22 protein-coding genes are annotated in these 24,023 nt (G+C 68.5%); 13 read left to right on the top strand and 9 right to left on the bottom strand.

Features of this window, described 5'->3' with window-relative positions:
- Positions 1 to 137: 137 nt before the first annotated feature.
- The 6 genes from DEO45_RS05065 to trxA all read right to left on the bottom strand — a co-directional run bounded on the left by DEO45_RS05065 (position 138) and on the right by trxA (position 7,855).
- Complete coding sequence (locus tag DEO45_RS05065) at positions 138 to 2,267, bottom strand: M13 family metallopeptidase (protein WP_114341190.1); 2,130 nt, start codon at positions 2,265 to 2,267, stop codon at positions 138 to 140.
- 111 nt (positions 2,268 to 2,378) lie between these two features.
- Positions 2,379 to 4,220 (bottom strand): M14 family metallopeptidase, encoded by a 1,842-nt coding sequence (locus DEO45_RS05060; protein WP_114341189.1) that lies wholly within the window; start codon positions 4,218 to 4,220, stop codon positions 2,379 to 2,381.
- Positions 4,217 to 4,894, bottom strand: coding sequence for a DUF502 domain-containing protein (locus DEO45_RS05055; protein ID WP_114341188.1), 678 nt, complete (start codon positions 4,892 to 4,894; stop codon positions 4,217 to 4,219). Before DEO45_RS05055 ends, DEO45_RS05060 begins: the two co-directional genes overlap by 4 nt.
- Before the next feature lie 295 nt (positions 4,895 to 5,189).
- Positions 5,190 to 6,251, bottom strand: coding sequence for a tellurite resistance/C4-dicarboxylate transporter family protein (locus DEO45_RS05050; protein ID WP_114341329.1), 1,062 nt, complete (start codon positions 6,249 to 6,251; stop codon positions 5,190 to 5,192).
- A gap of 115 nt (positions 6,252 to 6,366) precedes the next feature.
- The gene (locus DEO45_RS05045; protein ID WP_114341187.1) at positions 6,367 to 6,819 is read right to left on the bottom strand and encodes a DUF4442 domain-containing protein; all 453 of its coding nucleotides are present in this window, start codon (positions 6,817 to 6,819) and stop codon (positions 6,367 to 6,369) included.
- Between the two features lie 169 nt (positions 6,820 to 6,988).
- Positions 6,989 to 7,855 (bottom strand): thioredoxin, encoded by an 867-nt coding sequence (gene trxA, locus DEO45_RS05040; RefSeq protein WP_114341186.1) that lies wholly within the window; start codon positions 7,853 to 7,855, stop codon positions 6,989 to 6,991.
- A gap of 137 nt (positions 7,856 to 7,992) precedes the next feature.
- On the opposite strand from trxA, the gene DEO45_RS05035 reads away from it, so the two are divergent.
- The 8 genes from DEO45_RS05035 to nadD all read left to right on the top strand — a co-directional run bounded on the left by DEO45_RS05035 (position 7,993) and on the right by nadD (position 16,631).
- Positions 7,993 to 8,610 carry a paraquat-inducible protein A gene (locus DEO45_RS05035; RefSeq protein ID WP_114341185.1) on the top strand — a complete coding sequence of 206 codons (618 nt, stop codon included), beginning with the start codon at positions 7,993 to 7,995 and terminating at the stop codon, positions 8,608 to 8,610.
- Positions 8,607 to 9,260, top strand: a complete 654-nt coding sequence (locus DEO45_RS05030) for a paraquat-inducible protein A (RefSeq protein WP_114341184.1) — start codon at positions 8,607 to 8,609, stop codon at positions 9,258 to 9,260. The genes DEO45_RS05035 and DEO45_RS05030 overlap by 4 nt, the downstream gene beginning before the upstream one ends.
- Positions 9,253 to 10,941, top strand: a complete 1,689-nt coding sequence (locus tag DEO45_RS05025) for an intermembrane transport protein PqiB (RefSeq protein ID WP_114341183.1) — start codon at positions 9,253 to 9,255, stop codon at positions 10,939 to 10,941. Before DEO45_RS05030 ends, DEO45_RS05025 begins: the two co-directional genes overlap by 8 nt.
- Positions 10,938 to 11,576 carry a PqiC family protein gene (locus DEO45_RS05020; protein ID WP_223250789.1) on the top strand — a complete coding sequence of 213 codons (639 nt, stop codon included), beginning with the start codon at positions 10,938 to 10,940 and terminating at the stop codon, positions 11,574 to 11,576. The genes DEO45_RS05025 and DEO45_RS05020 overlap by 4 nt, the downstream gene beginning before the upstream one ends.
- A gap of 103 nt (positions 11,577 to 11,679) precedes the next feature.
- Complete coding sequence (gene leuS / locus DEO45_RS05015) at positions 11,680 to 14,319, top strand: leucine--tRNA ligase (RefSeq protein ID WP_114341181.1); 2,640 nt, start codon at positions 11,680 to 11,682, stop codon at positions 14,317 to 14,319.
- 5 nt (positions 14,320 to 14,324) lie between these two features.
- Entirely contained in the window at positions 14,325 to 14,873 is a 549-nt protein-coding gene (gene lptE / locus DEO45_RS05010; RefSeq protein WP_114341180.1) for an LPS assembly lipoprotein LptE, read from the top strand.
- Positions 14,873 to 15,883, top strand: coding sequence for a DNA polymerase III subunit delta (gene holA, locus DEO45_RS05005; RefSeq protein WP_114341179.1), 1,011 nt, complete (start codon positions 14,873 to 14,875; stop codon positions 15,881 to 15,883). The genes lptE and holA overlap by 1 nt, the downstream gene beginning before the upstream one ends.
- 91 nt (positions 15,884 to 15,974) lie before the next feature.
- Positions 15,975 to 16,631, top strand: a complete 657-nt coding sequence (nadD, locus tag DEO45_RS05000) for a nicotinate-nucleotide adenylyltransferase (protein ID WP_114341178.1) — start codon at positions 15,975 to 15,977, stop codon at positions 16,629 to 16,631.
- 6 nt (positions 16,632 to 16,637) lie between these two features.
- Here the strand turns inward: nadD and DEO45_RS04995 are convergent, their stop codons facing one another.
- Together DEO45_RS04995 and DEO45_RS04990 are read right to left on the bottom strand one after the other, a co-directional pair.
- Entirely contained in the window at positions 16,638 to 18,470 is a 1,833-nt protein-coding gene (locus DEO45_RS04995; RefSeq protein WP_114341177.1) for a 3'-5' exonuclease, read from the bottom strand.
- Between the two features lie 118 nt (positions 18,471 to 18,588).
- A complete protein-coding gene (locus tag DEO45_RS04990; RefSeq protein ID WP_114341176.1) occupies positions 18,589 to 19,512 on the bottom strand; it encodes an oxygenase MpaB family protein in 924 nt (307 codons plus the stop codon).
- 234 nt (positions 19,513 to 19,746) lie between these two features.
- Here DEO45_RS04990 and DEO45_RS04985 point away from each other — a divergent pair, with 234 nt between their 5' ends.
- Positions 19,747 to 20,841 carry a 3-deoxy-7-phosphoheptulonate synthase gene (locus DEO45_RS04985; protein ID WP_114341175.1) on the top strand — a complete coding sequence of 365 codons (1,095 nt, stop codon included), beginning with the start codon at positions 19,747 to 19,749 and terminating at the stop codon, positions 20,839 to 20,841.
- A gap of 1 nt (position 20,842) precedes the next feature.
- Here DEO45_RS04985 and DEO45_RS04980 read toward each other — a convergent pair whose 3' ends face one another.
- Positions 20,843 to 21,268, bottom strand: a complete 426-nt coding sequence (locus DEO45_RS04980) for an OsmC family protein (RefSeq protein WP_114341174.1) — start codon at positions 21,266 to 21,268, stop codon at positions 20,843 to 20,845.
- 145 nt (positions 21,269 to 21,413) lie between these two features.
- Here DEO45_RS04980 and DEO45_RS04975 point away from each other — a divergent pair, with 145 nt between their 5' ends.
- From DEO45_RS04975 to DEO45_RS04960, 4 genes are all read left to right on the top strand, one after another.
- Entirely contained in the window at positions 21,414 to 21,689 is a 276-nt protein-coding gene (locus DEO45_RS04975; protein ID WP_114341173.1) for a GNAT family N-acetyltransferase, read from the top strand.
- Positions 21,690 to 21,710: 21 nt separating this feature from the next.
- A complete protein-coding gene (locus DEO45_RS04970; RefSeq protein ID WP_114341172.1) occupies positions 21,711 to 22,403 on the top strand; it encodes a DUF1345 domain-containing protein in 693 nt (230 codons plus the stop codon).
- Positions 22,404 to 22,493: 90 nt separating this feature from the next.
- Positions 22,494 to 22,766, top strand: a complete 273-nt coding sequence (locus tag DEO45_RS04965) for a pentapeptide MXKDX repeat protein (RefSeq protein ID WP_114341171.1) — start codon at positions 22,494 to 22,496, stop codon at positions 22,764 to 22,766.
- Between the two features lie 93 nt (positions 22,767 to 22,859).
- Positions 22,860 to 23,927, top strand: coding sequence for an NAD(P)H-dependent flavin oxidoreductase (locus DEO45_RS04960; protein ID WP_114341170.1), 1,068 nt, complete (start codon positions 22,860 to 22,862; stop codon positions 23,925 to 23,927).
- Positions 23,928 to 24,023: the final 96 nt, after the last annotated feature.

Here is a 24,023-nt window from a genome sequence, read left to right as displayed (position 1 = left end):
CGGGTTTCGGCACGCTGGCACCCGTCTTGCTGTCGCCGCGGAACCCGCGGGCCTCGAGACGGAAACGCCGCGCACGGGCGCGGCGTTTCCGGGCTGGCAGCTTGGCCGCGGCGGCGGATGCCGCTACGGCCACGGACTTACCAGATCTTCACCTGCTTGTCGTCCGGGCGCACCATCGCGTCGCCCGGCTTGCACTGGAACGCGCTGGCGAAGGCCGGCATGTTCGACGGCGCACCGATCGCGCGCAGCGAGGCCGGGGCGTGCGGGTCGACGTTGAGTTGCAGCACCGCCTGCTTCTCGCGGATGGAACCACGCCACACCCGCGCCCAGTTCAGGAAGAAGCGCTGGTCCTGGGTGTAGCCGTCGATCTTCTTGCCGGCTTCGTCGGGGTTCTTCTTCAGCGCGGCCTGCAGCGCGTCATAGGCCGCGTTCAGGCCGCCCAGGTCGCCGATGTTCTCGCCCAGGGTCAGCTTGCCGTTGACGTGCAGGTCCGGCTTGTCCTTGATCGGCGTGTAGTCGTTGAACTGGGCGACCAGCTTGTCGGTGCGCGCATCGAACTTGGCACGGTCGTCCTTGGTCCACCAGTTGACGTTGTTGCCGGCGCCGTCGAACTGGCTGCCCTCGTCGTCGAAGCCGTGGCTGGCCTCGTGGCCGATCACCGCGCCGATGCCGCCGTAGTTGATGCCGTCGTCGGCGTTGGCATTGAAGAACGGCGGCTGCAGGATCGCGGCCGGGAAGTTGATCGTGTTGTCGGTCGGGTTGTAGTAGGCGTTGACCGTCTGCGGGGTCATGCCCCATTCCTTGCGGTCGGTCGGCTTGCCGATCTTGGCGATGTTGTAGTCGTAGTTGAACTTCACTGCCGCTTGCACGTTGGCGTAGTAATTGTCGCTGGTGATGTTCAGGCCGGACCAGTCGCGCCACTTGTCCGGGTAACCGATCTTCGGCAGGAAGGTATCCCACTTGGCGATCGCCTTGGCCTTGGTCTCGGCGCTCATCCAGTCGAGGTTCTCGATGCGCGCCTTCAGCGCATTGCGCACGTTGTCGACCAGTTCCTGTGCACGGGCCTTGGCCTCGGGTTTGAACACCTCGGCCACGTACAGCTGGCCCAGTGCCTGGCCCATCGAGCTGTTGACGGTACCGAGCACGCGCTTCCAGCGCGCCTTCTGTTCCGGCTGGCCGGACAGGGTCTTGCCGTAGAACGCGAACTTGTTGTCCTGGAAATTCTTGCTCAGGTACGGCGAGGCGTCGTCGATGGTGTGGAAGCGCAGGTAGGCCTGCCACTGGGCGATCGGCGCCTTGGCCAGTTGCTGGTCGAACTCGGCGAAGAACTTCGGCTGCGACAGCGAGAAACCCTTGTCGATGGTCACGCCCTGGGCGGCGAAGAACTTGTCCCAGCTGAAATGCGGGGTGGCCTTGTCGGCGTCCTTGACGCTGACGAAGTGATACTGGTTCTCCGGCTTGCGCGCCTCGACCGGCGACAGCGAGGCGGCGGCCAGCACGGTTTCGAACGCCAGCACATCGTCGGCCTGCTTCTTCGCGTCTGCTTCGGCCACGCCGGTCAGCTCCAGCGCCTTGGCGATGTAGGCGACATAGGCGTCGCGGATGTCCTTGTACTTGGCGTCGCTGTAGTAGTCCTTGGTCGGCAGACCCAGGCCGTCCTCGAACGCATAGGCGATCTGTATGTCGGCGTGCTGGAAGTCGGGGTCGGACTCGAAGTGGAACACATGGCCGTCGCCCTCGACGTAGCTCTTGGTGATGTAGCCGGCCACGTCGGCGCCGTTCTTCAGGGCGGCGATCGCGTCGAGCTTGGGCTTGATCGGGTCGAAGCCGGCTTTCTCGATGGCCGCCTCGTCCATGCCGGACTGGAACAGGTAGCCTATCTTCTGCTCGATCGAGCCGGCCTGGGCCGTGGCGGCATCCTTGGCAGCCTTCTCGACGATGGTGTGCTGGGTGTTCAGGCTGGACTCGGCCAGCTGGTCGAACGCGCCCCAGCGGGTGCGGTCGGCGGGGATCGGGTTGGCGGCGACCCACTTGGCGTTGACGAAGCCGTTGAAGTCCTGGCAGGCGTTGATGGCCGGATCCAGCTCGCTGACGTCGAAAATGCTCTTGCCGGGGTTGGCGGCGGCCGTGGTGCTGGCGGCGGCCGGGGCGGTGCTGGCCGATGCCGGCGCCTTGCCCGCCGGCTCCTGCTTGCCGCAGGCGCTCAGCGACAGGGCCGCGCTTACGGCCAGTGCCAGCGCCAGGGGCTTCAGATACTGCTTGGTCATGGATATCCCTCTGTGGGTGATGGGTGGTGTCGTCTGTTCGCGCCGTCGGGTCCCCCCCGGAACGCGGGCATGGCCGCTCACGCTAGGTCAAACGTCATGGGTGGCACAGTGTCAAAGGTCAGGGTTGCCGCGGCCGGCGGGCGGATGCCGTGGGGCCGGCAGTTGCTGCAACTGCGCCGCGTCCAGGCGCAGCACGGGGTAGGCGCCCACGTGTTGGGTGGCGTACCAGGGCGAGCGTTCGAAGAAGAACGCCAGCCGTGCGCGACTGTCGGCGGCGAAGGCGGGATCGTCGTGCAGCTTCCGCTCGAACGCGGCCTTCAGTGCAGGGGCCTCCGCCAGCATGTCGCGCGCCAGCTGCTCGACCACGCGCGGCTCGCCGTATTCCTTGGCCTCGAACACCGCGTCGAGATAGCCCCAATGCAGCAGCGAGTCCGGCGCCTGCGGCTCCAGCAGTTCGATCGCCACGTTCGCCGCGCGCTGGTCCAGCGGCACGATCGCCGAACCGGCCGGCAGGGTCACTTCGCGCGGCACGGCGTGCAGGCTGAAGTCGCGCAGCATCAGGTGGCCTTCGAACGGCTGGCTGGCCCACTTCGGGTCGTCCAGCTGGTAGCCCTCGGCGCGGATCGTCAGCGGCCGGTCGGTGCGGCGGTAGCGGATGCCGTGGGCGTCGAGTCGGTCGATGATCGTCGTCCACTGCGCCGGCACCACGTAGGCGGCCGGCGGGGCGACCGAGATGTCCGGCAGCAGGCCGTTCCAGTTGTCGATGGTGTAGTTCTTCGGCGTATGCGGGTCGTAGCGGATCCACTCGCTGCCGGAAATGTCGCTGTGGCTCAGCGTGAACGCGTAGCCCTTGAGTTCGAACTTCGTCGGTTGCGGATCGGGCTTGAAGGTCAGCGCCACGCGCGCGTTCGCCTCGCCGGCGCGGGCGATGGTGCCGGCGTCGGCCTTCGCGGTGGCGGCGAGCAGGGCAGCCGGGTGTGCGCCGATCTGTTCCAGCATCAGTTCGACCAGGTCGTACACGGCGTGCACGCGGGTCGCGTAGGGTTTGAGCATGTGCGTCTCGACCAGCAGCGCGGGGCGGTTCTGCAGCGCCGCATAGCCGGTGGAGAAGCGCGGGCCGGAGCCGAAGTTCACTAGCCCCAAGCGCGGGTCGCGGCCGTCCTTGAACTCCAGGTAGATTGAGGCGAGGTGGCCGCGCTTTTCATATGCGGGTATCGCGTGGTCGACGATCGCATCCTGCTGCCACGCGCTCACCGCGGGGTCGAGCTTGTGCGGGTCCTCGGTGTACCAGGTGAGGTCGTACCGGTAGTCGGCGCCGTCGGTGGTGTGCACGTCGATCAGGAAATCCGGCAGCCACTTCTGCCACAGCTTCAGCCACACGCGCATCTCCGGCGCATCGGCCTTGATGTAGTCGCGGTTGAGGTTGAGGTACTGCGACTGGCCGCGGAAGCCCATGCTGGCCGGGCCGTTCTGGTTGATGCGGTGGTACGGGCTGGTGTTCTCGTGCCCGTCCACGCTGAACACTGGAATGTAGACCAGCACCACATGGTCGAGCAGGTGCGGGTACTTGCCGCTGACCGCGATATCGCGCAGCAGCATCAGGCCGGCGTCCTTGCCCTCGATCTCGCCGGGGTGGATGCCGGCCTGCAGCAGCACCACCGGCTTGTGCGCGGCGCGCGCGGCGGCCGGGTCGAACATGCCGTCGGCGCTGGCGACCACCACCGTCATCGGCCGGCCTTCCGGCGTGCTGCCGAAGGTTTCCAGGCGGATCACGCCCGGTGCCGCCTGTTGCAGTCGCTCAAGGTATCTGAGGGTCTCGGCGTAGCTGGGCGTAGTGCGGAACTGCGCGGCCTCGGCCGGGGTGGTCCAGTCGGTGGCGGCGAGGCTGGCGGCGTGGACGCTCAGGGACACCACGCCGAGCAGGGCGGACCACAGGACGCAACGCAGATTCATGCCTGGTTTCCGCTTTCGTCGCGGCGCAGCAGCGCCGGCGAAGCGGGCAACGTATCCGGTGCCACCGCGCCGCCGGAAATGATGAAGGCCATCGCCTGGTCCATCGTCCAGTCGGTCGGCGTCAGCTCATCCACCGGCACCAGTTCCAGGTAGCCGCCAGTGGGATTCGGCGTGGTCGGGATATACACCGCCGCCATCTCGCGACCGCTGCCTTCCTCGACCATCACCCGGGTGACGAAGCCCACCACCTTCATGCCGCGGCGCGGGAAGTCGATCAGCACCACGCGCTGCATGCCGCTGGGCTTATTCTGCAGCACCGCCATCAGCTTCTTGGTGCCGCCGTAGATCGTCTGCACCAGCGGGATGCGCGCCAGCAGGGAATCGAACGCGTCGAGGAAGCGCTGGCCGATCACCCGGTTCGCCACGAAGCCCAGCAGGTACAGCGCCCCCAGCGTCAGCAGCAGGGCGACGATGGAGGTCAGCCACTCGGCCTTCAGCGATTCGGCCGCATGGGGCGCCACCAGCGCCAGGGCGTTCAGCAGCGCGGCCACCAGCGGCGCGCCGATGCCGGCCAGCAACCCCAGCACGAACTTGAACACCAGCCAGGTCACCCACAGCGGAATGAAAGTGAGCAGGCCGGTGAGCAGGTAGCGTTTGACGCGCAGGCGGGGCATGGGGTGGTCCGGGATGTGGAGTGTTCCGCATTGTAGGCGAGGGCGGTTTGCGCTGCGCCCGGCCACATCCGTCATGCCTGCGAAGGCAGGCATCGCACTTCATCCAGCAACGAATACCCTTGTAGGAGCGCGCACGCGCGCGATGCTCTTGCTTGGCGGGTCGTCAGAGCAAGAGCTTTCGTCTGCCTGCGGCAGCCGAAAGCCCTTGCTCTCAAAGCTCGTCGTTTTAGATGCCCGAAACAGCCAAGGGCATCGCGCCAGAAGTCACTCCTACAAGATGAAGATGCGCGCATCGTCACCGCAGCGGACGCCGCCGCCCACCAACGCGAAACCCGTGATATTCGCGCAGCAATGCCCCGCCGGCCATCAGTGCCCACACCAGCAGGCTGACGTAGACGCCGACAGCCGGTATCACCTGCAGGAAATCCAGCTGCAACGCCTGCGCCAACTCGTAAGTGCCGACGGTGTACATGCCGAGCGGGAACACGATGTCCCAGTCGTCGACTTCGTAGCGCAGTGGCACATGGCGCCAGCCGTGACGCCAGATTTCCAGCAGCACCAGCAGCGGGATCCACCAGGTGGCGGTGGCCCAGAAGAAGACGGTGAAGCCTTTCACGAATGGCACCAGCTCGTGCAGCGGCCCGGTTGCCGGCGTGTGCAGCACGAGCAGACTGCCGGCGAGGGTGGTGATCGCCAGCGCGCCCATGTCGATCCAGTACGGCGGTGTGAATTCGCGCGCACGCAGCGGGAAGAACACCATGCGGTAGACGACCAGGGTGATGATCAGCAGGTACAGCGCGGCGCCGAGCAGGTACAGGCACAGCGCGCCGAACAGCCAGCCGGCACGGGCTGAGGGATCGTCGGCGAGCAGTAGGGTCATCAGCACCGCCAATGCCTGCGTCGCCACCACCGCGACCAGCCAGCCGCCGTTGATGCTGCGGGTGAAGCCGGGCTTGATCCGCGCGGTGATGGTGGCGGCGAAGAACAGGTAGATCAGCGCCACCCACAACAGCGCGCCGAGCAAAGCCAGCGCACGGGCCAGTTCCGGCAGATGCACCACCATCAGGCATTGGCTGCCCAAAACGCAGGTGGCCGCGACCAGGGTGAGGAAGCCGGCACCGCGGCCGGGGTTCGTGAAATCGGCGACCAGCTCGTGGCGGAAGCGGAGCAGCCGCACGGCGCTCAGTAGCAGCAAGACCAGCCAGGCGACCAGGTTCACGCCGAACAGGGTCAGCGCCAGCGCGCGCATGCCGTGCTGGTCGAGGTCGATCGAGACAATGCCGGTGGCCATGACCATGGCGAAGCTGCCCGGGTTCAGATGGCGGGCGCGGGACAACACGAAATCGACGACCGTCATCGCTACCTCCATGGCGCTCAGGCGAATGCCGCCGATCTTGCGCCCATGGCGCGGCAAGCCGCTGTGATTTTCTCGCGACTGTGCGGAGCCGTCGGGCGGTGCCCGCCCTGCAGGACTACCTGGCCTTCGGCTTCAGTCGCACGTAGATCTGCTTGCGCACGACGGCGATGACCTTGCCGGAGGCGGTGGTCACTTCGGTTTCGAACCAGCGCAGCACTTTCTCGCCGCCGGCTGCGGCAGTGCGCAGCTCATCGACCACGCTGGCGTCGAGTTTGAAGTGCGCGTAGACGTCCTCGTAGCCGGGCGCGACGAAGTCGATCGTGCCGGCCTTGTCCCACACGTAGTAGTCCCTGCCGAGCTGGTGCATTGCCAGCAGCATCCAGAACGGGTCGACCATCGCGAACAGGTTGCCGCCGAACTGGCTCTTCACATAGTTGCGGTTCCACGGTCGCAGCCGCAGCACCACGTTCGCCTCGGTGTAGTCGTCGCTGAGCGATTGCAGGCGGATCGCGTTGACCAGGAACGGTGGCCACAGGTTGAGCAGGCGGCGGAAGGTCGATGCGCGCATGCGGGGGGCTTGTCCAGGCGGGGGAGGGGCGATCATACCCGAGCGTACGCGGCAGTATGGGCTGTGCTTTTCCGTAGGGCGGACACCGTCCGCCGCTTTTCGTGTTGCCGGAAAACGAGAGCTGGCGGGCAGTGCCCGCCCTACGCCACGCCGTTTTCCAGAGGGCGGATCAGAACAGCAGCGATGCCATCCGTCGCCGGTACTTGCCGACCAGCTCGCCATCGTCCAGCGTGGCGAAGGCGGCGAGCAGGCGCTTCCTGGCCTGGCCGTCGTTCCAGTCGCGGGCCTTCTGCAGGATTGCCAGGAACTGTTCGAGCCCGGCCGCGGCATCGCCTTCCAGCAGCAGGCGTACGCCGAGCTGGTCGCGTGCGGCCCAGTCGCTGCCGTCGGCCTGCACGCGTTGCTGCAGTTCGGCCACGGTGGGCGCATCTTTCACGGCATGGGCGAGGTCCAGTTCGCTGCGCAGGCGCACGGCGCGGGCGTCGGTGGCGAGATTGGCCGGCAAGGCGGCGAGTTCCGCCTCGGCGGCGGCAGTCTGGCCGGCGTGCATCAGCGCCAGCGCCAGGTCGAGTTTCAGCTCGGGCTTGCCCGGTCCGGTGGCGATCGCCTGCTGCAGCCGGTCGATCGCCTGCTCGGGGGTTTCCTGCACGGTCGCTTCTTCGGCGGTTTCCGCGGGCGCTTCCAGCGGCTGCACGTGACGCGACAGGAACTCACGCAACTGGCCTTCCGGAAGCACGCCGGCGAAGCCGTCGAGCACCTGGCCGTCCTTTACCAGTACCACGGTGGGGATGCTGCGGATGCCGAACATGCCGGCCAGTTCCTGCTGGGCGTCCACGTCGACCTTGCCCAGCCGGAACGCGCCGTTGTATTCGGCGGCGAGTTTTTCCAGCATCGGGCCGAGCGTCTTGCACGGCTCGCACCAGGTGGCCCAGAAATCCACCAGCACCGGCGTGGTCAGCGAGGCGTGCAGCACGTCGGCCTCGAAGGTCTGCTGGTCCACGTCGAACACGCGGGGAGCGGCGGCGGCATCGGTCACGGGGAATTCCAGTTCGGCGGATGCCGTTTCAGATCGGGGCGCCGGCCAGCATATCAAGCGGTCGCTCGCCGTTCAGCGCGCCGGCGACAGATTTGCGAGAATCTCGGCATCGTCACGCCGAGCAAGGCACCGAGTGCATGGGCATGGGTTCTCCCGAAGCGCTGCTGATCTGCGAGCACTGCGACACGGTCTACCGCCGGCAGCTGCTGTCGCGCGGCGACGTGGCGTGCTGCATGCGCTGCGGCGCGGAGCTGGAGCGTCACCACGGGCTGGGCGCGAATGCGCTGCTGGCGCTGATCCTTACTGCGTTGATCGTGTTCGTGCAGGCGAACATGTGGCCGATCGTGACGCTGGGCCTCAACGGCCAGCTCAGCAGCACCACGCTGTGGGGCATGATCATCGCGATGTGGCAGGAGCAGGCCAAGGTGGTCTCGGTGCTGGTGGCGGCCACGCTGTTCTTCTTTCCGCTGATGAAGATGACGATGCTGGGCTGGCTGCTCTGGTTCGCCCGCGTCGGGCGGCGCGCGCCGGGTTTCGTGCCGCTGATGGTGGCGCTGCATCGCCTTGGTCCATGGACGATGAGCGAGGTGTTCGTGCTGGGTGCGCTGGTGGCGATCGTCAAGGCGCACACCTATTTCGACGTGATCCCGGATCCGGGCATCTATGCGTACGCGGCGCTGACCCTGCTGATCACCATCTTCGCCGGGGTGGACCTGCGCCGGTTGTGGGACGACGTGCCGGAGCAGGCCGCGTGAGCGCGCTGCCGCGCGCCGCCGAACTGGGCCTGATCGCGTGCACGGTGTGCGGGCTGGTATGCCGCAACGTGCCCGGGCACCCGCAGCTGGATGGCGACGGCGTGGACGACGCGATGGCGTGCCCGCGCTGCGGCGCCACGCTGCGCCGGCGCAAGGCCGACAGCTACATGCGCACCTGGGCGCTGCTGATCGCGGCGTTCATCATGTACATCCCGGCGAACGTGCTGCCGATCATGCGCACCGCCAGCCTCAACGACATCGACGACAACACCATCATCAGCGGCGTGGTGGAGTTGTGGGTCAAGGGAGCGCCGAACCTGGCGATCATCGTGTTCACGGCCAGCATCGTGGTGCCGATGCTGAAATTCCTCGCGCTGGGCACCTTGCTGGTGAGCAGCCAGCGCGGCAGCGGCTGGGCGAGGGTGCAACGTGCAAAACTCTATCGACTGGTCGAGCTGATCGGCTACTGGTCGATGCTGGACGTGTTCGTGGTGGCGCTGCTCACCGCGCTGGTGCGCTTCAGCGTGCTGAGCCTGGTGGAACCGTTGCCCGGCGTGATCTTCTTCGGCCTGACCGTGGTGCTGACCATGCTGGCCTCGATGAGTTTCGACCCCCGCCTGATCTGGGATGGCAAGGATACCGATGACTGACGACACATCCATCGAACAGGGCCCCCCGGGAGGCGGCGCGCTGCCGCGGCCGGTGGTGAAGCGGCGCCGCTTCAATGCCTCGCTGATCTGGCTGATTCCGGCGCTGGCGGCGGTGGTCGGCCTGTCGCTGGTGATCAACAACTGGCTGCAGGCCGGGCCGCAGATCTCCATCAGCTTCCAGAGCGCCGAGGGCCTGGAGGCCGGCAAGACGCCGGTGAAGTACAAGAGCGTGGTGATCGGCCGGGTCAACAAGATCCAGCTCAGTGGCGACCGTAGCCATGTGCTGGTAAAGGTGGCGCTGGAGAAGAGCGCCGAGGGCTTCGCCACCAAGGATACCCGCTTCTGGGTGGTGCGGCCGCGGATCGGGCTGGGCGGGGTCTCCGGCATCGACACCCTGTTGTCGGGCGCGTTCATCGGCGCTGACGTGGGCGATTCGAAGGAAGCGGAGGACGAGTTCAAGGGGCTGGAGCTGCCACCAGCGGTGAACCACGGCGCGCCCGGGCGCAGCTTCATCCTGCACAGCGACGACCTCGGCTCGCTCGACATCGGCTCGCCGGTGTACTACCGGCGCATCCAGGTCGGGCGGGTGGCGTCCTACGAGCTGGACAAGGACGGCAAGGGCGTCTCGCTGCACATCTTCGTCGATGGCCCGAACGACAAGTTCGTCACCCGCTCCTCCCGCTTCTGGAACGCCAGCGGCGTGGACGTGTCGATCGGCGCGAACGGGCTGAAGCTCAACACGCAGTCGCTGGCCACCGTGCTGGCCGGCGGCGTGGCCTTTCAGGATCCGCCCGGGCCGCACGACGGCACGGCGGCCGCGGAAGACGCCGCCTACAAGCTGTTCGACGATCAGGCTGCCGCGATGGCGCCGCCGGACGGCGAGCCGCATTACATCCGCATGCGCTTCGAGCAATCGGTGCGCGGGCTGGCGGTGGACGCGCCGGTGGAATTCCTCGGCATCAATATCGGCAAGGTGGTGTCGGTGCGACTGGATTACGACGAGCAGAAGCAGCGTTTTCCGGTGCTGGTGGGGGCGGTGATCTACCCGCAGCGCCTGGGCGCCGCCTACGACAAGCTGGAAGCGCTGGCCAAGGCCAGCGGCGAGAACCCCGACCTGTCGCAGATGGTCGGTCGCCTGGTCGAGCACGGCCTGCGCGCGCAGGCGCGCACCGGCAACCTGCTCACCGGCCAGTTGTATGTGGCGCTGGATTTCGTGCCGCGCACGCCGAAGGTGGCGTTCGACCCGGCGGCCCGCCCGCTGACCATCCCGACCGTCCCGGGCAGCTTCGACAAGCTGCAGGAGCAGATGGCCGGGATCGTCGACAAGCTTGCCAAGGTGCCATTCGACAGCATCGGGCAGCATCTGGACCACAGCCTGGCCGGCCTCGACGCCACGCTCAGGCAGGTCAACGGGCAGACCCTGCCGGCGCTCAAGGACACCCTGCACGGCGTGCAGCAGACCATGGGTACGGCGAACGACGCGTTGTCCACCGGTTCGCCGCTGCAGCAGAACCTGGGCGCCACGCTGGAACAGCTGCAGCGCATGGCGCGCTCGCTGCGCGTGCTGACCGACTACCTGGGCGCGCATCCGGAAGCGTTGATCCGCGGCCGCGGCGCGGACGCGAAGCCCGCCACCACCACGCCGGCGGCCGCCCAGCCGCCGCAAGGAAACAAGCCATGATCCATGCCGCAAGAAAGCAGGCCGCAAGGGGTCTGGGAATGGCGGCAGCCGGCCTGCTGCTGGCAGCCTGCGCCTCGGCGCCCATGCACTACTACACGCTGGTCGCGCCGGCCGGCGAAGCGGTGGCGTCGCCATCGCCCTCGCCGTCGCCCTCGTCGCCGCCGTTCGAGCTGCTGCCGGTCGGCGTGCCGGCGCAGGTGGACCAGCCGCAACTGGTGGTGCGCGAAGGCGGGCAGGGCGTGGCCCTGCTCGGCGGCGAACGCTGGATCGCCCCGCTCGGCGACGAAGTGCGCAGCGCGCTGTCGGCCGACCTCGCGCGCGAGCTGCGCAGCGCGGACGTCAGCGGCCTGCCCGGCAGCGACAAACCGCTGCTACGGATCAAGCTGGACCTGCGCCGGTTCGATTCGGCGCCCGGCAGCTATGCGCTGGTCGAGGCCGCCTGGAGCGTGCGCCTGCTGCACGGCACGCAGCCCGCCATGCTGGCCTGCACCAGTCGCGTCAGCGAGACGGTGGGGCCGGGCTATCCCGCCCTGGTGCAGGGTCACCAGCGTGCAATCGGGCAGCTGGCGGTGCAGATCGCCGACGTGGCGCGGGCGCTGGGCAGCGGCCGGCCGGCCGCCTGCCCGCCCGGCTGAAGGCGCCAGGCTTGGCGCCCGGCCTGCGCTGGGCTAGTCTGATCAGTTCACTGCCGCCGGCAAGCGCCGGCGCGCATCCATCGCACAGACGGCACTCGAAACCATGCAGGACATTCAAGCCCCTCCCGCCCCCGAACAGGATGACGCCGCCTATCGTCCGCAGGCCGTGGAGGCGGCCGCGCAGCAGTACTGGAACGCGCAGCGCGCGTATGAAGTCAAGGAGGATCCGGCGCGGCCGAAGTTCTACTGCCTGTCGATGCTGCCGTACCCGTCCGGCGCGCTGCACATGGGCCACGTGCGCAACTACACCATCGGCGACGTGATCAGCCGCTACCAGCGCATGCAGGGCAAGAATGTGCTGCAGCCGATGGGCTGGGACGCGTTCGGCCTGCCGGCGGAGAACGCCGCGATCAAGAACGCCACCGCGCCGGCGAAGTGGACCTACGCGAACATCGAGCACATGCGCAGCCAGCTCAAGTCGCTGGGCTACGCGATCGACTGGAGCCGCGAGTTCGCCACCTGCCGTCCTGACTACTACGTGCACGAGCAGCGCATGTTCACGCGGCTGATGCGTCGGGGGCTGGTCTACCGGCGCAACTCGGTCGTCAACTGGGATCCGGTCGACCATACCGTGCTGGCCAACGAGCAGGTCATCGATGGCCGCGGCTGGCGCTCCGGCGCCATCGTGGAGAAGCGCGAGATCCCGCAGTGGTTCCTGAAGATCACCGACTACGCGCAGCAGCTGCTGGACGGCCTGGACACGTTGCCGGGCTGGCCCGACGCGGTGAAGACCATGCAGCGCAACTGGCTGGGCCGCAGCGAGGGTCTGGAGATCCACTTCGCGGTGGAGGGCGAAGCCGCGCCACTGGGCGTGTTCACCACCCGTCCCGACACGCTGATGGGCGTCACCTTCGTCTCGATCGCCGGCGAGCATCCGCTGGCATTGAAGGCGGCGCAGGGCAACCCGCCGCTGGCGGCGTTCCTCGACGAGCTGAAGCACGGTGGCGTCTCCGAGGCGGAACTGGAAACCCAGGACAAGCGCGGCATGGCCACCGGCCTGTACGCGATCCACCCGGTCAGCGGCGACAAGCTGCCGGTGTGGGTGGCCAATTTCGTGCTGATGGGCTACGGCACCGGCGCGGTGATGGCGGTGCCGGGCCACGACGAGCGCGACTTCGCGTTCGCGCACAAGTACGGCCTGCCGGTCAGGCAGGTGATCGCCGCCGGCGACGAGCGCTACGACGCGGCCACCTGGCAGGACTGGTACGCGGACAAGACCCGCGCCGACATGCGCGTGATCAACTCCGGCGCGATGGACGGCAAGGACTACCGCGCCGCGTTCGACTACATCGCCGGCGTGCTCGAGGCCGCCGGCCAGGGCCGGCGCAAGGTCAACTGGCGCCTGCGCGACTGGGGCGTCAGCCGCCAGCGTTACTGGGGCTGCCCGATCCCGGTGGTGTACTGCGCCAAATGCGAGGCGGTGCCGGTGCCGGAAGACCAGCTGCCGGTGGTGCTGCCAGAGGATGTGGCGTTCTCCGGCGTGCAGTCGCCGATCAAGGCCGACCCGGAGTGGCGCAAGACCACTTGTCCGCATTGCGGCGGCCCGGCGGAGCGCGAGACCGACACCTTCGACACCTTCATGGAGTCGAGCTGGTACTACGCGCGCTATACCAGCCCCGGCGCGGCGACGCAGATCGACGAACGCGCGAACTACTGGCTGCCGGTGGACCAGTACATCGGCGGCATCGAACACGCGATCATGCACCTGCTGTACTTCCGCTTCTATCACAGGCTGCTGCGCGACGCGGGCATGGTGCACTCGGACGAGCCGGCCACCAACCTGCTGTGCCAGGGCATGGTGATCGCCGAGACGTTCTACCGCGACAACGCCGACGGCTCGAAGGAGTGGATCAACCCGGCCGCGGTCGAGGTGCGGCGCGACGAACGCGGCCGCGTCGCCGGCGCGGTGCTGAAGGCGGACGGCCAGCCGGTGCAGATCGGCGGCACCGAGAAGATGTCGAAGTCGAAGAACAACGGCGTCGACCCGCAGACCATGGTGGACAAGTACGGCGCCGATACCGTGCGCCTGTTCTCGATGTTCGCCGCGCCGCCGGAGCAGTCGCTGGAATGGAGCGAGGCGGGCGTCGAGGGCATGGCGCGCTTCCTCAAGCGGCTGTGGCGCGAGGTGACCGCCCATGCGGCGAAGCCCGACCATCCGGTGACCGATCCGTCGGCGCTGGACGCCGGCCAGAAGGCGCTGCGCCGCCAGCTGCACGAGACGATCCAGAAGGTCGGCGACGACTTCGGCCGGCGCCACGCATTCAATACCGCGATCGCCGCGCTGATGGAGCTGCTGAACGCGCTGGGCAAGTTCGGCGACCAGAGCGAGCAGGGCCGCGCGGTACGCCACGAGGCGCTGGAGGCGATGGTGCTGCTGCTCAACCCGGTGGTGCCGCACATCAGCCACGCGCTGTGGCAGGCGCTCGGCCACGCCGAGACCGTGCTGGAGGACCAGCCGTGGCCGCAGGCCGACGCGGCCGCGCTGGTGCGCGATACGCTGACCCTGGCCGTTCAGGTCAACGGCAAGTTGCGCGGTACCATCGAGGCCGCCGCCGGCGCCTCGAAGGAGGAGACCGAGGCGCTGGCCCTGGCGCAGCCGCAGGTGAAGCATTTCCTGGAGGGCATGACGGTGCGCAAGGTCATCGTGGTGCCGGGCAAGATCGTCAACATCGTCGCAGGATGAAACCCATGAGCCTCATGAAAGCGCGCCGCCTGTTCCAAGCCTCGCTGCTGCTGGCCACCGCGCTTGCGCTGGGCGCCTGCGGCTTCCACCTGCGCGAGAACGCGGTGCTGCCGGCGGGGATGCAGCGCGTGCACCTCAGCGTCAGCGGCGGCGGCGAGTTCGAGCGCCACCTGGCCCGCGCGCTGGAAACCTCGGGCAGTACCATCGAGGATGCCGGCGGTACCGGCATCGCCGAGCTGCGCGTGCCGGTGGCGGCCTTCAGCACCGAGACGCTGAGCGCCGGCGGTTATGTACGGATCAGCGAATACACGGTGCGCTACCAGGTGCAATTCGACGTGCTCGGCGCCGACGGGCAGCTGCTGGTGCCGCACCAGCGCATCGACATGTCGCGCGAATACAGCTACGACGCCAGCAACAGCGTCGGCAACGCGGCGCAGGTGCAGGAGATCCAGCGCAGCCTCAACGACGACATGGTGCAGGCGATCCTGTTCCGCCTGCAGGCCGCCGCCAGGCACGGGCTGGCCGCTCCGACCAGCACCGCCAGCGCGCACTGATGCCGCTCAACCCCGGCCAATGGCAGAAGGCGCTGGCGGCCGACCGCCTGCAGCCGGTCTACCTGCTCGCCGGCGAGCAGCTGCTGGTGCTGGAGGCGGCCGATGCCTTGCGCGCGCAGGCGCGCCAGCTGGGCTACGGCGAGCGCGAGGTGCTCGAGGTCGGTCAGCATTTCGACTGGAACGATCTGGCCCGCGCGGCCGCGGGCATGTCGCTGTTCGCCAGTCGCCGGCTGCTCGACCTGCGCCTGCCCACCGGCCGCCCCGGCGTCGACGGGGCCAAGGCGATCGGCGCGTTCTGCGACGACCCGCCGCCGGACGTCACCCTGCTGATCACCGCGATGGAGTGGAGCAACAAGCACGACGGCGCCTGGAGCAGGAAACTCGACGCCAGTGGCGCAATGGTGGTGTTCAATGCGCCGCGGCCTGACCAGTGGGGCGCCTGGCTCACCGCGCGGCTTGCTTCGCGCGGCCTCTCCGCCACCCCGGATGCGGTGGCGCTGCTGGCCGAGCGCGTCGAAGGCAACCTGCTGGCCGCCGCACAGGAGGTCGACAAGCTCGCCGTGCTGCACGGGCAGGGCCGCGTCGACGCCGCCGCGATGGAAAACCTGGTCGCCGACAGCGCCCGCTACGACGTCTTCAAGCTCACCGACGCCGCCTTCGTCGGCGATGGTGCGCGCGCGCTGCGCATCCTGGCCGGGCTGCGCGCCGAAGGCGACGAGCTGCTGGCGCTGATGGGCTGGCTGGTCAACCAATTGCAGCTGGCGCTGCGCCTGGCCAACGCACCGGACCTTGCCGCGCAGTTCCGTGCCGAGCACCTGTGGCAGGCCCGCGAAACGCTGTTCCGCCAGGCCCTGCGCCGCGCGCCGCGCGAGCACTGGCTGCAGTGCCTGGCCCGCGCCGCGCGGATCGATCGCATGGTCAAGGGCCGCGAGCAGGGCAATCCGTGGCAGGAGGCCGAACGGCTGATCGCCGCGATCGCCGAGCCGCGCACCGCCCGGGCGCTCGCGTGACATTCCATCGCCCCGTCGGGACATGTATCCCCTGCCTGCCCCAAAGGGACTTCCTTCGGTCGCAGCGGACGGCAGGGGAGGGGTAAGTCTTTTGCCGCAGACATCCGCCAGACCGCTCGCCATCTTCGGTGGCACCTTCGACCCGGTGCACCTGGGCCACCTCAGCGTGGCGTGGGAAGCCGCCGAACTGCTCGACGCCGAGGTACGCCTGCTGCCGGCCAGCGTGCCGCCGCACCGCGTGCCGCCGATAGCCACGGCGGGGCAGCGGGTGGCGATCCTGCGCGCCGCGTTGCACGGCCAGTCGCGGCTCATGCTCGACACACGCGAGCTGGATCGCAGCGGGCCGTCGTTCACCATCGACACCCTGCACGAACTGCGCGCGGAGCAGGGCGAACGCCCGCTGGTGCTGCTGCTCGGCGCCGATGCGTTTGCCGGTCTTGCCAGCTGGCATCGCTGGCGCGAGCTGTTCGGCGCGGCGCATCTCGGCGTGCTGAGCCGGCCCGGGGTTTCCGCGGTGCTGTCGGACGAGCTGGAGCGCGAAGTGGCCGGCCGGCGCGTCGCCGGCGCTTCCGCGTTGCGAGCGCTGCCGGCGGGCAAGGTCATCGAGCTGGCGGTGACGCCGCTGGAAATCTCCGCCACGCGCATCCGCGAACTGCTCGCCGCCGGGCGCGATCCGCGCTACCTGCTGCCTGCGGGGTTGTTCGACGATCCCGCCTTGCTGGCGGCGTACCGGAGTCCGGTTGCGTAGACCGGGTCAGGCGCCGGCCAGTTGCGCCTGCACCTCGTTGATCGAATCGCGGATGCGCCTGCTGAAGATCGAATCGTCATGGTGGATCAGCAGCAGGTGTTCGGTGGCGCGGGTCATCGCCACGTAAAGCAGGCGTGCCTCGTCGGATTCGCTCTGGCCTTCCTTGGGCAGGCCGCCGATGCCGGGGATGATCACGAACGGGAATTCCAGGCCCTTGCTGGAATGCATGGTCACCAGCTTCACGCTGTCGCCGACCACGAACAGAGCCTGCTTGCCGGCGTTGTCGGCGAGGCGGCTGGGAATGTCCAGGCGCTGGAGCACCTCGTGCAGTTTTTCGCCCTCCCACTGGTTGCGGTAGATCACCGCCATGTCGGACCAGGGGCGGCCGTGGGCGTGCTCGTCGCGCAGCCGGGCGATCAGCACATCCATCTGCGCACGGGCGGTGTCGGTGCGCACCAGCTCGGGCACGGCGCCGCGGCGGCCGGCGCTTTCCGGCGCGATCAGCGGCACGCCGTCGCCATCGGCGTCGTCGCTGCGCGAGGCGAGCAGGTCCTGCGCGAAGGCGCGAGCGACCGAGAGGATTTCCAGCGTGTTGCGGTAGTTGAGCTTGAGGATGGTGGTGCGGCCCTGCGCCTGCACGCCGAGGCTTTTCCAGCTGATCCTGCGCCGGTTGGGATTGCCGTAGATGTTCTGCGCGTCGTCGTACAGCACCAGCAGCGAGTTGGTATGCGGATCGATCATCTGCACGATCAGCTTGTACCAGTCCGGCTCGAAATCGTGGCCTTCGTCGACCAGCACGGCGCCGTACTGGGCGCGCGGAATCCGGCCGCGATCCACGCCGGCGATCACCGCCGGCGGCAGGGCGTCGACGAAGGCCTTGCCGCTGCCGGGCGGAAGCGGCTCGTGGTAGGCCACCAGCATCTTGCGGCACCACTTGTGGAAGTTGTAGACCTGCACCTTCTCGCCGAGGCCGCGTTCGCCGATCAATTGTTCCAGCCGCGCGGCCAGCGTCTTGTTGTAGCAGAGCACCAGGATCGGCTTCGACATTTCGCGCGCCAGCTGCATCGCGCGGAAACCCAGGATCATCGTCTTGCCGGAGCCGGCGACGCCGTGGATGATCCGGTGCTCGTCGCCGAGCGAGCGCGCCAGCTGCTCCTGCTGCGCATCCATCACCTTGACCAGGTCGGGGATTTCCAGTGGCCGCACCGCGGCATCGGTGGACCCGAACAGGCCGAACTGGCCGCTGCCGGCCTCCACCCGCAGCTCGGGGAACAGGTGCCAGCGCACGCGATCGATCTGCGGCAGGGTCAGTGCCACCGGATACACCTGCGGAAACATCGCCCACAACCGCTCCTGGAACGCCTCGGCCTCGACCGTCTCGTACAGCTCGTCGCGGCAGATCACCAGATGCTCGGGCAGCACATCGCCCAGCGCGCCTTCATCGAATTGCTTGCGGGTGATGTTGGCCAGCACCACGCCCCAGCCCCACGGCATGATCAGCTTGCCGGCGTAACGCGAGCCTTCCGGATGACGCAGCGCGGGGTCGCGTTCCAGCACCACGCCGATTTCCAGCGCGTAGGCGCGCGCCTGCAACAGCGGATTGTTCTCCCTGGCCAGGCCGCGCTCGGTGACCAGGGTGAACTGGGTGCTGTCGGCGTGGCGGATGGTGTCGGCCTTCCAGTCCTTCACTTCCAGCACCAGCAGGCCGCGGCGCGGGTGGAACACCACGAAGTCCGGATGGCGCTGTTTCAGCCCGACCGGCACGTCGTACCACAGCAGGTAGTCGTCCTCGAGCTTCTGTTCCAGCCGTTCGGAGACGCGTTTCTCGCCGCCGGTCATGCGCGGCAGACAGCTGTTGCGGGTCGGGATGAGTGTTGCCACAGGCGCCCCTGGCTGACGTTACCGGGTGACGTTAGCCGATAGGGTGACGCTGTCAATGCTGATTGGCGCCGCGGAGCTACGCCCAGCGCGACAACTGCTCAGGCGCCACGTCCATGCGCCGGCAGGCACGGGCGGCGATGCCGTCCTTCAGGGCGGCACGGAATACCGGCGCAATCGACCACAGCGCGTGCGCCGCCAGTTGCGCCTGCCGGCGTTGCCATGGCGTGTGGCCCAGCAGCGCGACCGCCCAATCCGGCAGCAGGGCGTGGCCGGCGAACAGGAACAGGTCGCGCGACAGCCTGGCCGCCGGCACCGGCAGGCGCACCTGCGCCAGCAGGCCGAGCACCACGCGCGAGCGCCCGGTGTACATCAGCTCGGGCCGGATGCGCCGGAAGTAGTTGGCGACTTCGCGCTCGGATGCGGGTACGTCGCGTGCACCGAGCGCTTCGGCGATCCGCCGCACTTCGCCGTAGTAGCGGTCGCCCGCGCCGGCCGGCAGCGCCGCGTGGCCATAGCGGCGGTAGCCCTGCAGGAAGCAGTATGCCTCGCTGACGTGCACCCAGGTCAGCAGGTCGGGATCGTTCGCCGCGTAGGGACGCCCGTCCTCGCCATGCCCGGTGATCTGCAGGTGGATCTGCCGCACGTGCTCGATCAGCGCCTCGGCCTGCACGCGCGGCGCGTAGGTGGTGCCGCCGACGAAGGCGGTGGTGCGGCGCAGCCGGCCGAGCAGGTCGCCGCGGAAGTTGGAGTGATCCCACACCCCGGCCAGCGCCAGCGGGTGCAGGGTCTGCAGGGTCAATGCGGCGAGGCCGCCGGCCAGCATGCCGGGAAAATCCGCGTGCACGCGCCAGGTCGCGCTGTGCGGCCCGAACAGGCCGGGGTCGCCGTGCGGGTGGTCGTAGTCGGGGCCGCCGCTTTCGGCGCGCGGGAAGGCCTTGAGCACCCAGCGACGGATCGGTTCGCGGGCGGGCCGGGTGAGCAGGTCGAGGGGCGAAGGCATGCCGCCAGTCTAGCGTTCCGTGGGTCGAGAGTTTGATTTGGACGTCCATTGTGTTATCAATGGCGTCATGCATTCCGCCACCACCCGCCTGTATTTCTGGTTTTACGGCTATCCGAAGCCAACGGCGGCGGCGCGGGCGCGATCGTTTTGAACTGATCGACACAACCACACCGAACCGCCACCACCGGCGGTTTTTTTATGGCCGCCACCTGAAAAATCCCCAGGAGAGCCGCCATGCACGCTACCGACGACCTGCGCATCCACGCCATCACTCGCCTCAGCACGCCGGCCGAGGTCATGCGCGACTGCGCGGCCACCGAAGCCGCGATCGCCACCGTGGATGCCTCGCGCCAGGCGCTGCACGGCATCCTCGCCGGCAGCGACGACCGCCTCGCGGTGGTGATCGGACCCTGCTCGATCCACGACACCCGCGCCGCGCTGGAATACGCCGGCCGGCTGGCGCTGCTGCGCCGCGAGCTGGGCGACGCGCTGGAGATCGTGATGCGGGTGTACTTCGAGAAGCCGCGCACCACGGTGGGCTGGAAGGGGCTGATCAACGATCCCGACCTGGATGGCAGCTTCCAGATCGACAAGGGCCTGCGCATTGCCCGCGGCCTGCTGCGCGACATCAACGCATTGGGCGTGCCGGCCGGTTGCGAGTTCCTCGACATGATCACGCCGCAGTACATCGCCGATCTGGTGGCGTGGGGCGCGATCGGTGCGCGCACCACCGAGAGCCAGGTGCATCGCGAGCTGGCTTCGGGATTGTCCTGCCCGGTCGGTTTCAAGAACGGCACCGACGGCAACGTGAAGATCGCGGTGGATGCGGTGCAGGCCGCGTCGCAGCCGCACCATTTCATGGCGGTGACCAAGGACGGCCAGGCCGCTATCGCCGCCACCAGCGGCAACGGCGACTGCCACGTGATCCTGCGCGGCGGCAAGGTGCCGAACTACGACGCGGCCAGCGTCGACGCCGCCTGCGCCGTGATCGGCAAGGCCGGCCTGGCCGGGCGTGTGATGATTGACGTCAGCCATGCCAACAGCGGCAAGAACCCGGAGAACCAGCCGCGGGTGGCCGAAAAGATCGCCGCGCGGATCGCCGCCGGCGAGCGGCGCATCCTCGGCCTGATGGTGGAGAGCCACCTGCTCGGCGGTCGCCAGGAACTGCAGCCGGACCAGCCGCTGCGCTACGGCCAGAGCATCACCGACGGCTGCATCGACTGGGACAGCTCGGTGCGGATGCTGCAGCAGCTGGCACAGGCGGTGCGCCGGCGCCGGCAGGCCAATGCAGGCGCGACCCTGTCTTCCGCGGAGGAGATCGCCGCCTGAGTCAGCCTTCCAGCCGCGCGTCCAGCGTGATCTCGGCCTTCAGCACCTTCGATACCGGGCAGGCCAGCTTGGTCGCCTGCGCGATGCGGTCGAAGGTGGCCGCGTCGATGCGCGGCACCTTGGCCCGGCAGGCCAGTTCCACCGCGGTGATGCTGAAGCCGTCGCCGTCCTTGAGCAGGGTTACCGTCGCGTCGGTATCGATGCTGACGGGGGTGAAGCCCGCGCTGCCCAGTCCCAGCGACAGCGCCATCGAGTAGCAGCCGGCATGTGCCGCGCCGATCAGCTCCTCCGGATTGGTGCCGGGGCCGTCGGCGAAGCGCGACTTGAAGCCATAGGGCGCCTCGCGCAGCACGCCGGACTGGGACGACATCGTGCCCTGGCCTTCGGTGATGCTGCCGGACCAGTGGGCGGATGCGGATTTTTTCATGGAGTACTCCTGCGCGGTGGTGGATGGGTGCGCAGCATGCCGGGTGGTCCATGCAGTCCGCGCGAACGAATCGGTACCGGGGCTTCACGCGTGGCAGCCCGCCCTCGCCGTATGCTTGTCCATCGCCTTTCGGTCCGGACCCCGCATGCCTTTTGCCATCCAGCACGATCGCAACGCCCGCCGTTTCCACACCGAGGTGGATGGCGTGCAGTCCGTACTCGACTACACGCTGGCGTCCAACGTCATGACGATCGTGCATACTGGCGTGCCACCCGAAGTGGGCGGCCGCGGCATCGCCTCGGCCCTGGTGGAGGCGGCGTTGACGGCGGCCCGCGCCGAGGGCTGGAAGGTGGTGCCGGCCTGTTCGTACGTGGCGGCATGGATGCCGCGGCATCCGGCATACCACGACCTGCTCGGCTGAGCCCCTGACGCGGAGACATGAATGGACAAATCCTCGGCAGTGACGGCATCGGGCGCAACGAAGCCGCGTGGCTGGCGGCCGTGGCGTTTCGTGAAAGGCCGGCCATGGATGATCGCGGCGCTGGCCATCCTCGTCGCCAGCATGGCGGCGTTGTCGGGCTTCGGCATGCGCCCGACCACGGCGTTGCTGCTCGGCTTCGACCTGGCCGCGGTGGTCTACCTCGGCAGCCTGGCGCGCCTGTTCAACCGGGCCACGCCGGACCACATGCGCAGCCGGGCGCAGATGCTGGATATCGGGCGCTGGGGCGTGCTGTGGGGTGGCGTGCTGTTGTCCGCGGTGGTGCTGGCCTCGCTGGGCAACGAACTGCATGCGGCCAAGGGTGGCGGCATGCTGGCGCTGGCGATCGGTGTGTTCAGCGTGGTCCTCAGCTGGCTGTTCCTCAACATGATGTTCGCGCTGCACTATGCGCACGGCTACTACGGCGATCTCGGCGGCAAGCATGCCGGCCTGGAATTTCCCGATACGCCCAGGCCCGACTACTGGGATTTCGCCTACTTCTCGATCGTGATCGGCATGACCTTCCAGGTCTCCGACGTGCAGATCACCAGCAAGTACCTGCGTCGCGTGGTGCTGCTGCACAGCGTGATCTCGTTCTTCTTCAACGTGTTCATCATCGCGATCACGGTGAACATCGTGGCCGGGCAGGGCGGTTGAGCTGCGGCGGGTAACCGGCGGCCGAGCGGCGGCGAAGGAAGCGAGGGGGCGGCGTGGCCGTTTCCCTTTCTTTCTCTCGAGGATCTTCCGATGAACGCACGACTTGCCACTCTCCTCGCCGCCGCCATGGCCTGCGGTCTTGCCACCGCGTCCGCGTTCGCGCAGGACGCGATGGCTGCCAGCTCCAGCACGGCGATGGCGCACGACGCCATGCAGAAAACCTCCATGAAGCACGACGGCATGAAGCATGACGCGATGAAGAAGGACGCCATGAAACACGACGGCATGAAGCCTGCTGCGATGAAGCCTGATGCGATGAAGGGCGACGCCATGAAAGGCGAGGCGATGAAGTCCGGCGGCTGAGCGCCCGCCGCCGGCAGGCGGAACTGCCGGCGGCTTTTGCCGCGTGCCACGGTGGCGGATACTTGGTCCGTTTCCGCTGCAGGTCGCCACGCCATGGATACGTCATTCGCCAGCCGGCTCGGCATCGAGCACCCGCTGATCCAGGCTCCGATGTCCGGTTCGACGCCGCCGGCATTGGTGGCTGCCGTATCGAACGCGGGCGCCCTGGGTGCGCTCGGTGCCGGCTACCTCGAGCCGCAGGCGATCCTTGACCAGGCAGCGCAGATCCGCATGCTCGGCGACCGGCCCCATGCGATCGGCCTGTTCGTGCTGCCGGACGAATTCGAGGCCGACATGGCCGCGGTGGCGAAGGCGCGCGGGCAGCTCGATGCGCTGATGGCGCGCGAAGGCCTCGACGTGCGCACCAGCCTGCCGTCGCGCTGGGCGCCGCGTTTCTCCGAGCAGTTCGCCGCGCTGTGCGAGGCGCACCCGGCGGCGGCGATATTCGCGTTCGGGGTGATCAGTCCGGCGCAACTGCACGAGCTGCGCCGGCGCGACATCCATGTGATCGGCACTGCCACCACGGTGGCCGAGGCGCGCGCCTGGGCCGACGCCGGCGCCGACGCGGTGTCCATGCAGGGCGCCGAGGCCGGCGGCCATCGCGGCAGTTTCCTGCACGAGGCCGAGGACGCGATGATCGGCCTGTTCGCGTTGCTGCCGCTCGCCGTGCGCGCGATAAACATCCCGGTGATCGCCGCCGGCGGCATCATGGACGGCCGCGGCATGCTGGCGGCGGAAGTGCTCGGCGCGGCGGCCAGCCAGCTCGGCACCGCCTTCCTCACCTGCCCGGAATGCTCGGCCGCCGAGGCATGGAAGCTGGACCTGCCGCAGGTCGAGGAACACCAGGTCACCACCATCCGCGGCTTCTCCGGGCGCGCCGCCCGCGGCCTGCGCAACCGCTTCGTCGAGGCGATGCCGGAGGCGGCACAGGGCCTGCCGTACCCGGTGCTGAACGCGCTCACCGCGCCGCTGCGGCGCGCTGCTGCCGACGCCGGCCGGGGCGACCTGCTGTCCGAATGGTGCGGCCAGGCCGCCGCCCTGGTGCGTCCGCAGCCGGCCGCCGAACTGGTGGCGCGGTTGATGCACGAGTACCGGCTGGCCAGGCGCGCGCTGGCGCATTGAACGATCGCGCCCGGGGCCGGCCGGCGCCTTGACGTGCCGTTGCGGTGGGCCGGTTATACTGCGCCCGCGCGATTTTGCGCTGCGATCCCGCATCGA

The organism is Rhodanobacter denitrificans (genome assembly GCF_003335105.1).
Taxonomy (GTDB): Bacteria; Pseudomonadota; Gammaproteobacteria; order Xanthomonadales; family Rhodanobacteraceae; genus Rhodanobacter; species Rhodanobacter denitrificans_A.
Note: the sequence above shows the minus strand (reverse complement) of the source record. Positions and strands in the feature narration are given on the sequence as shown.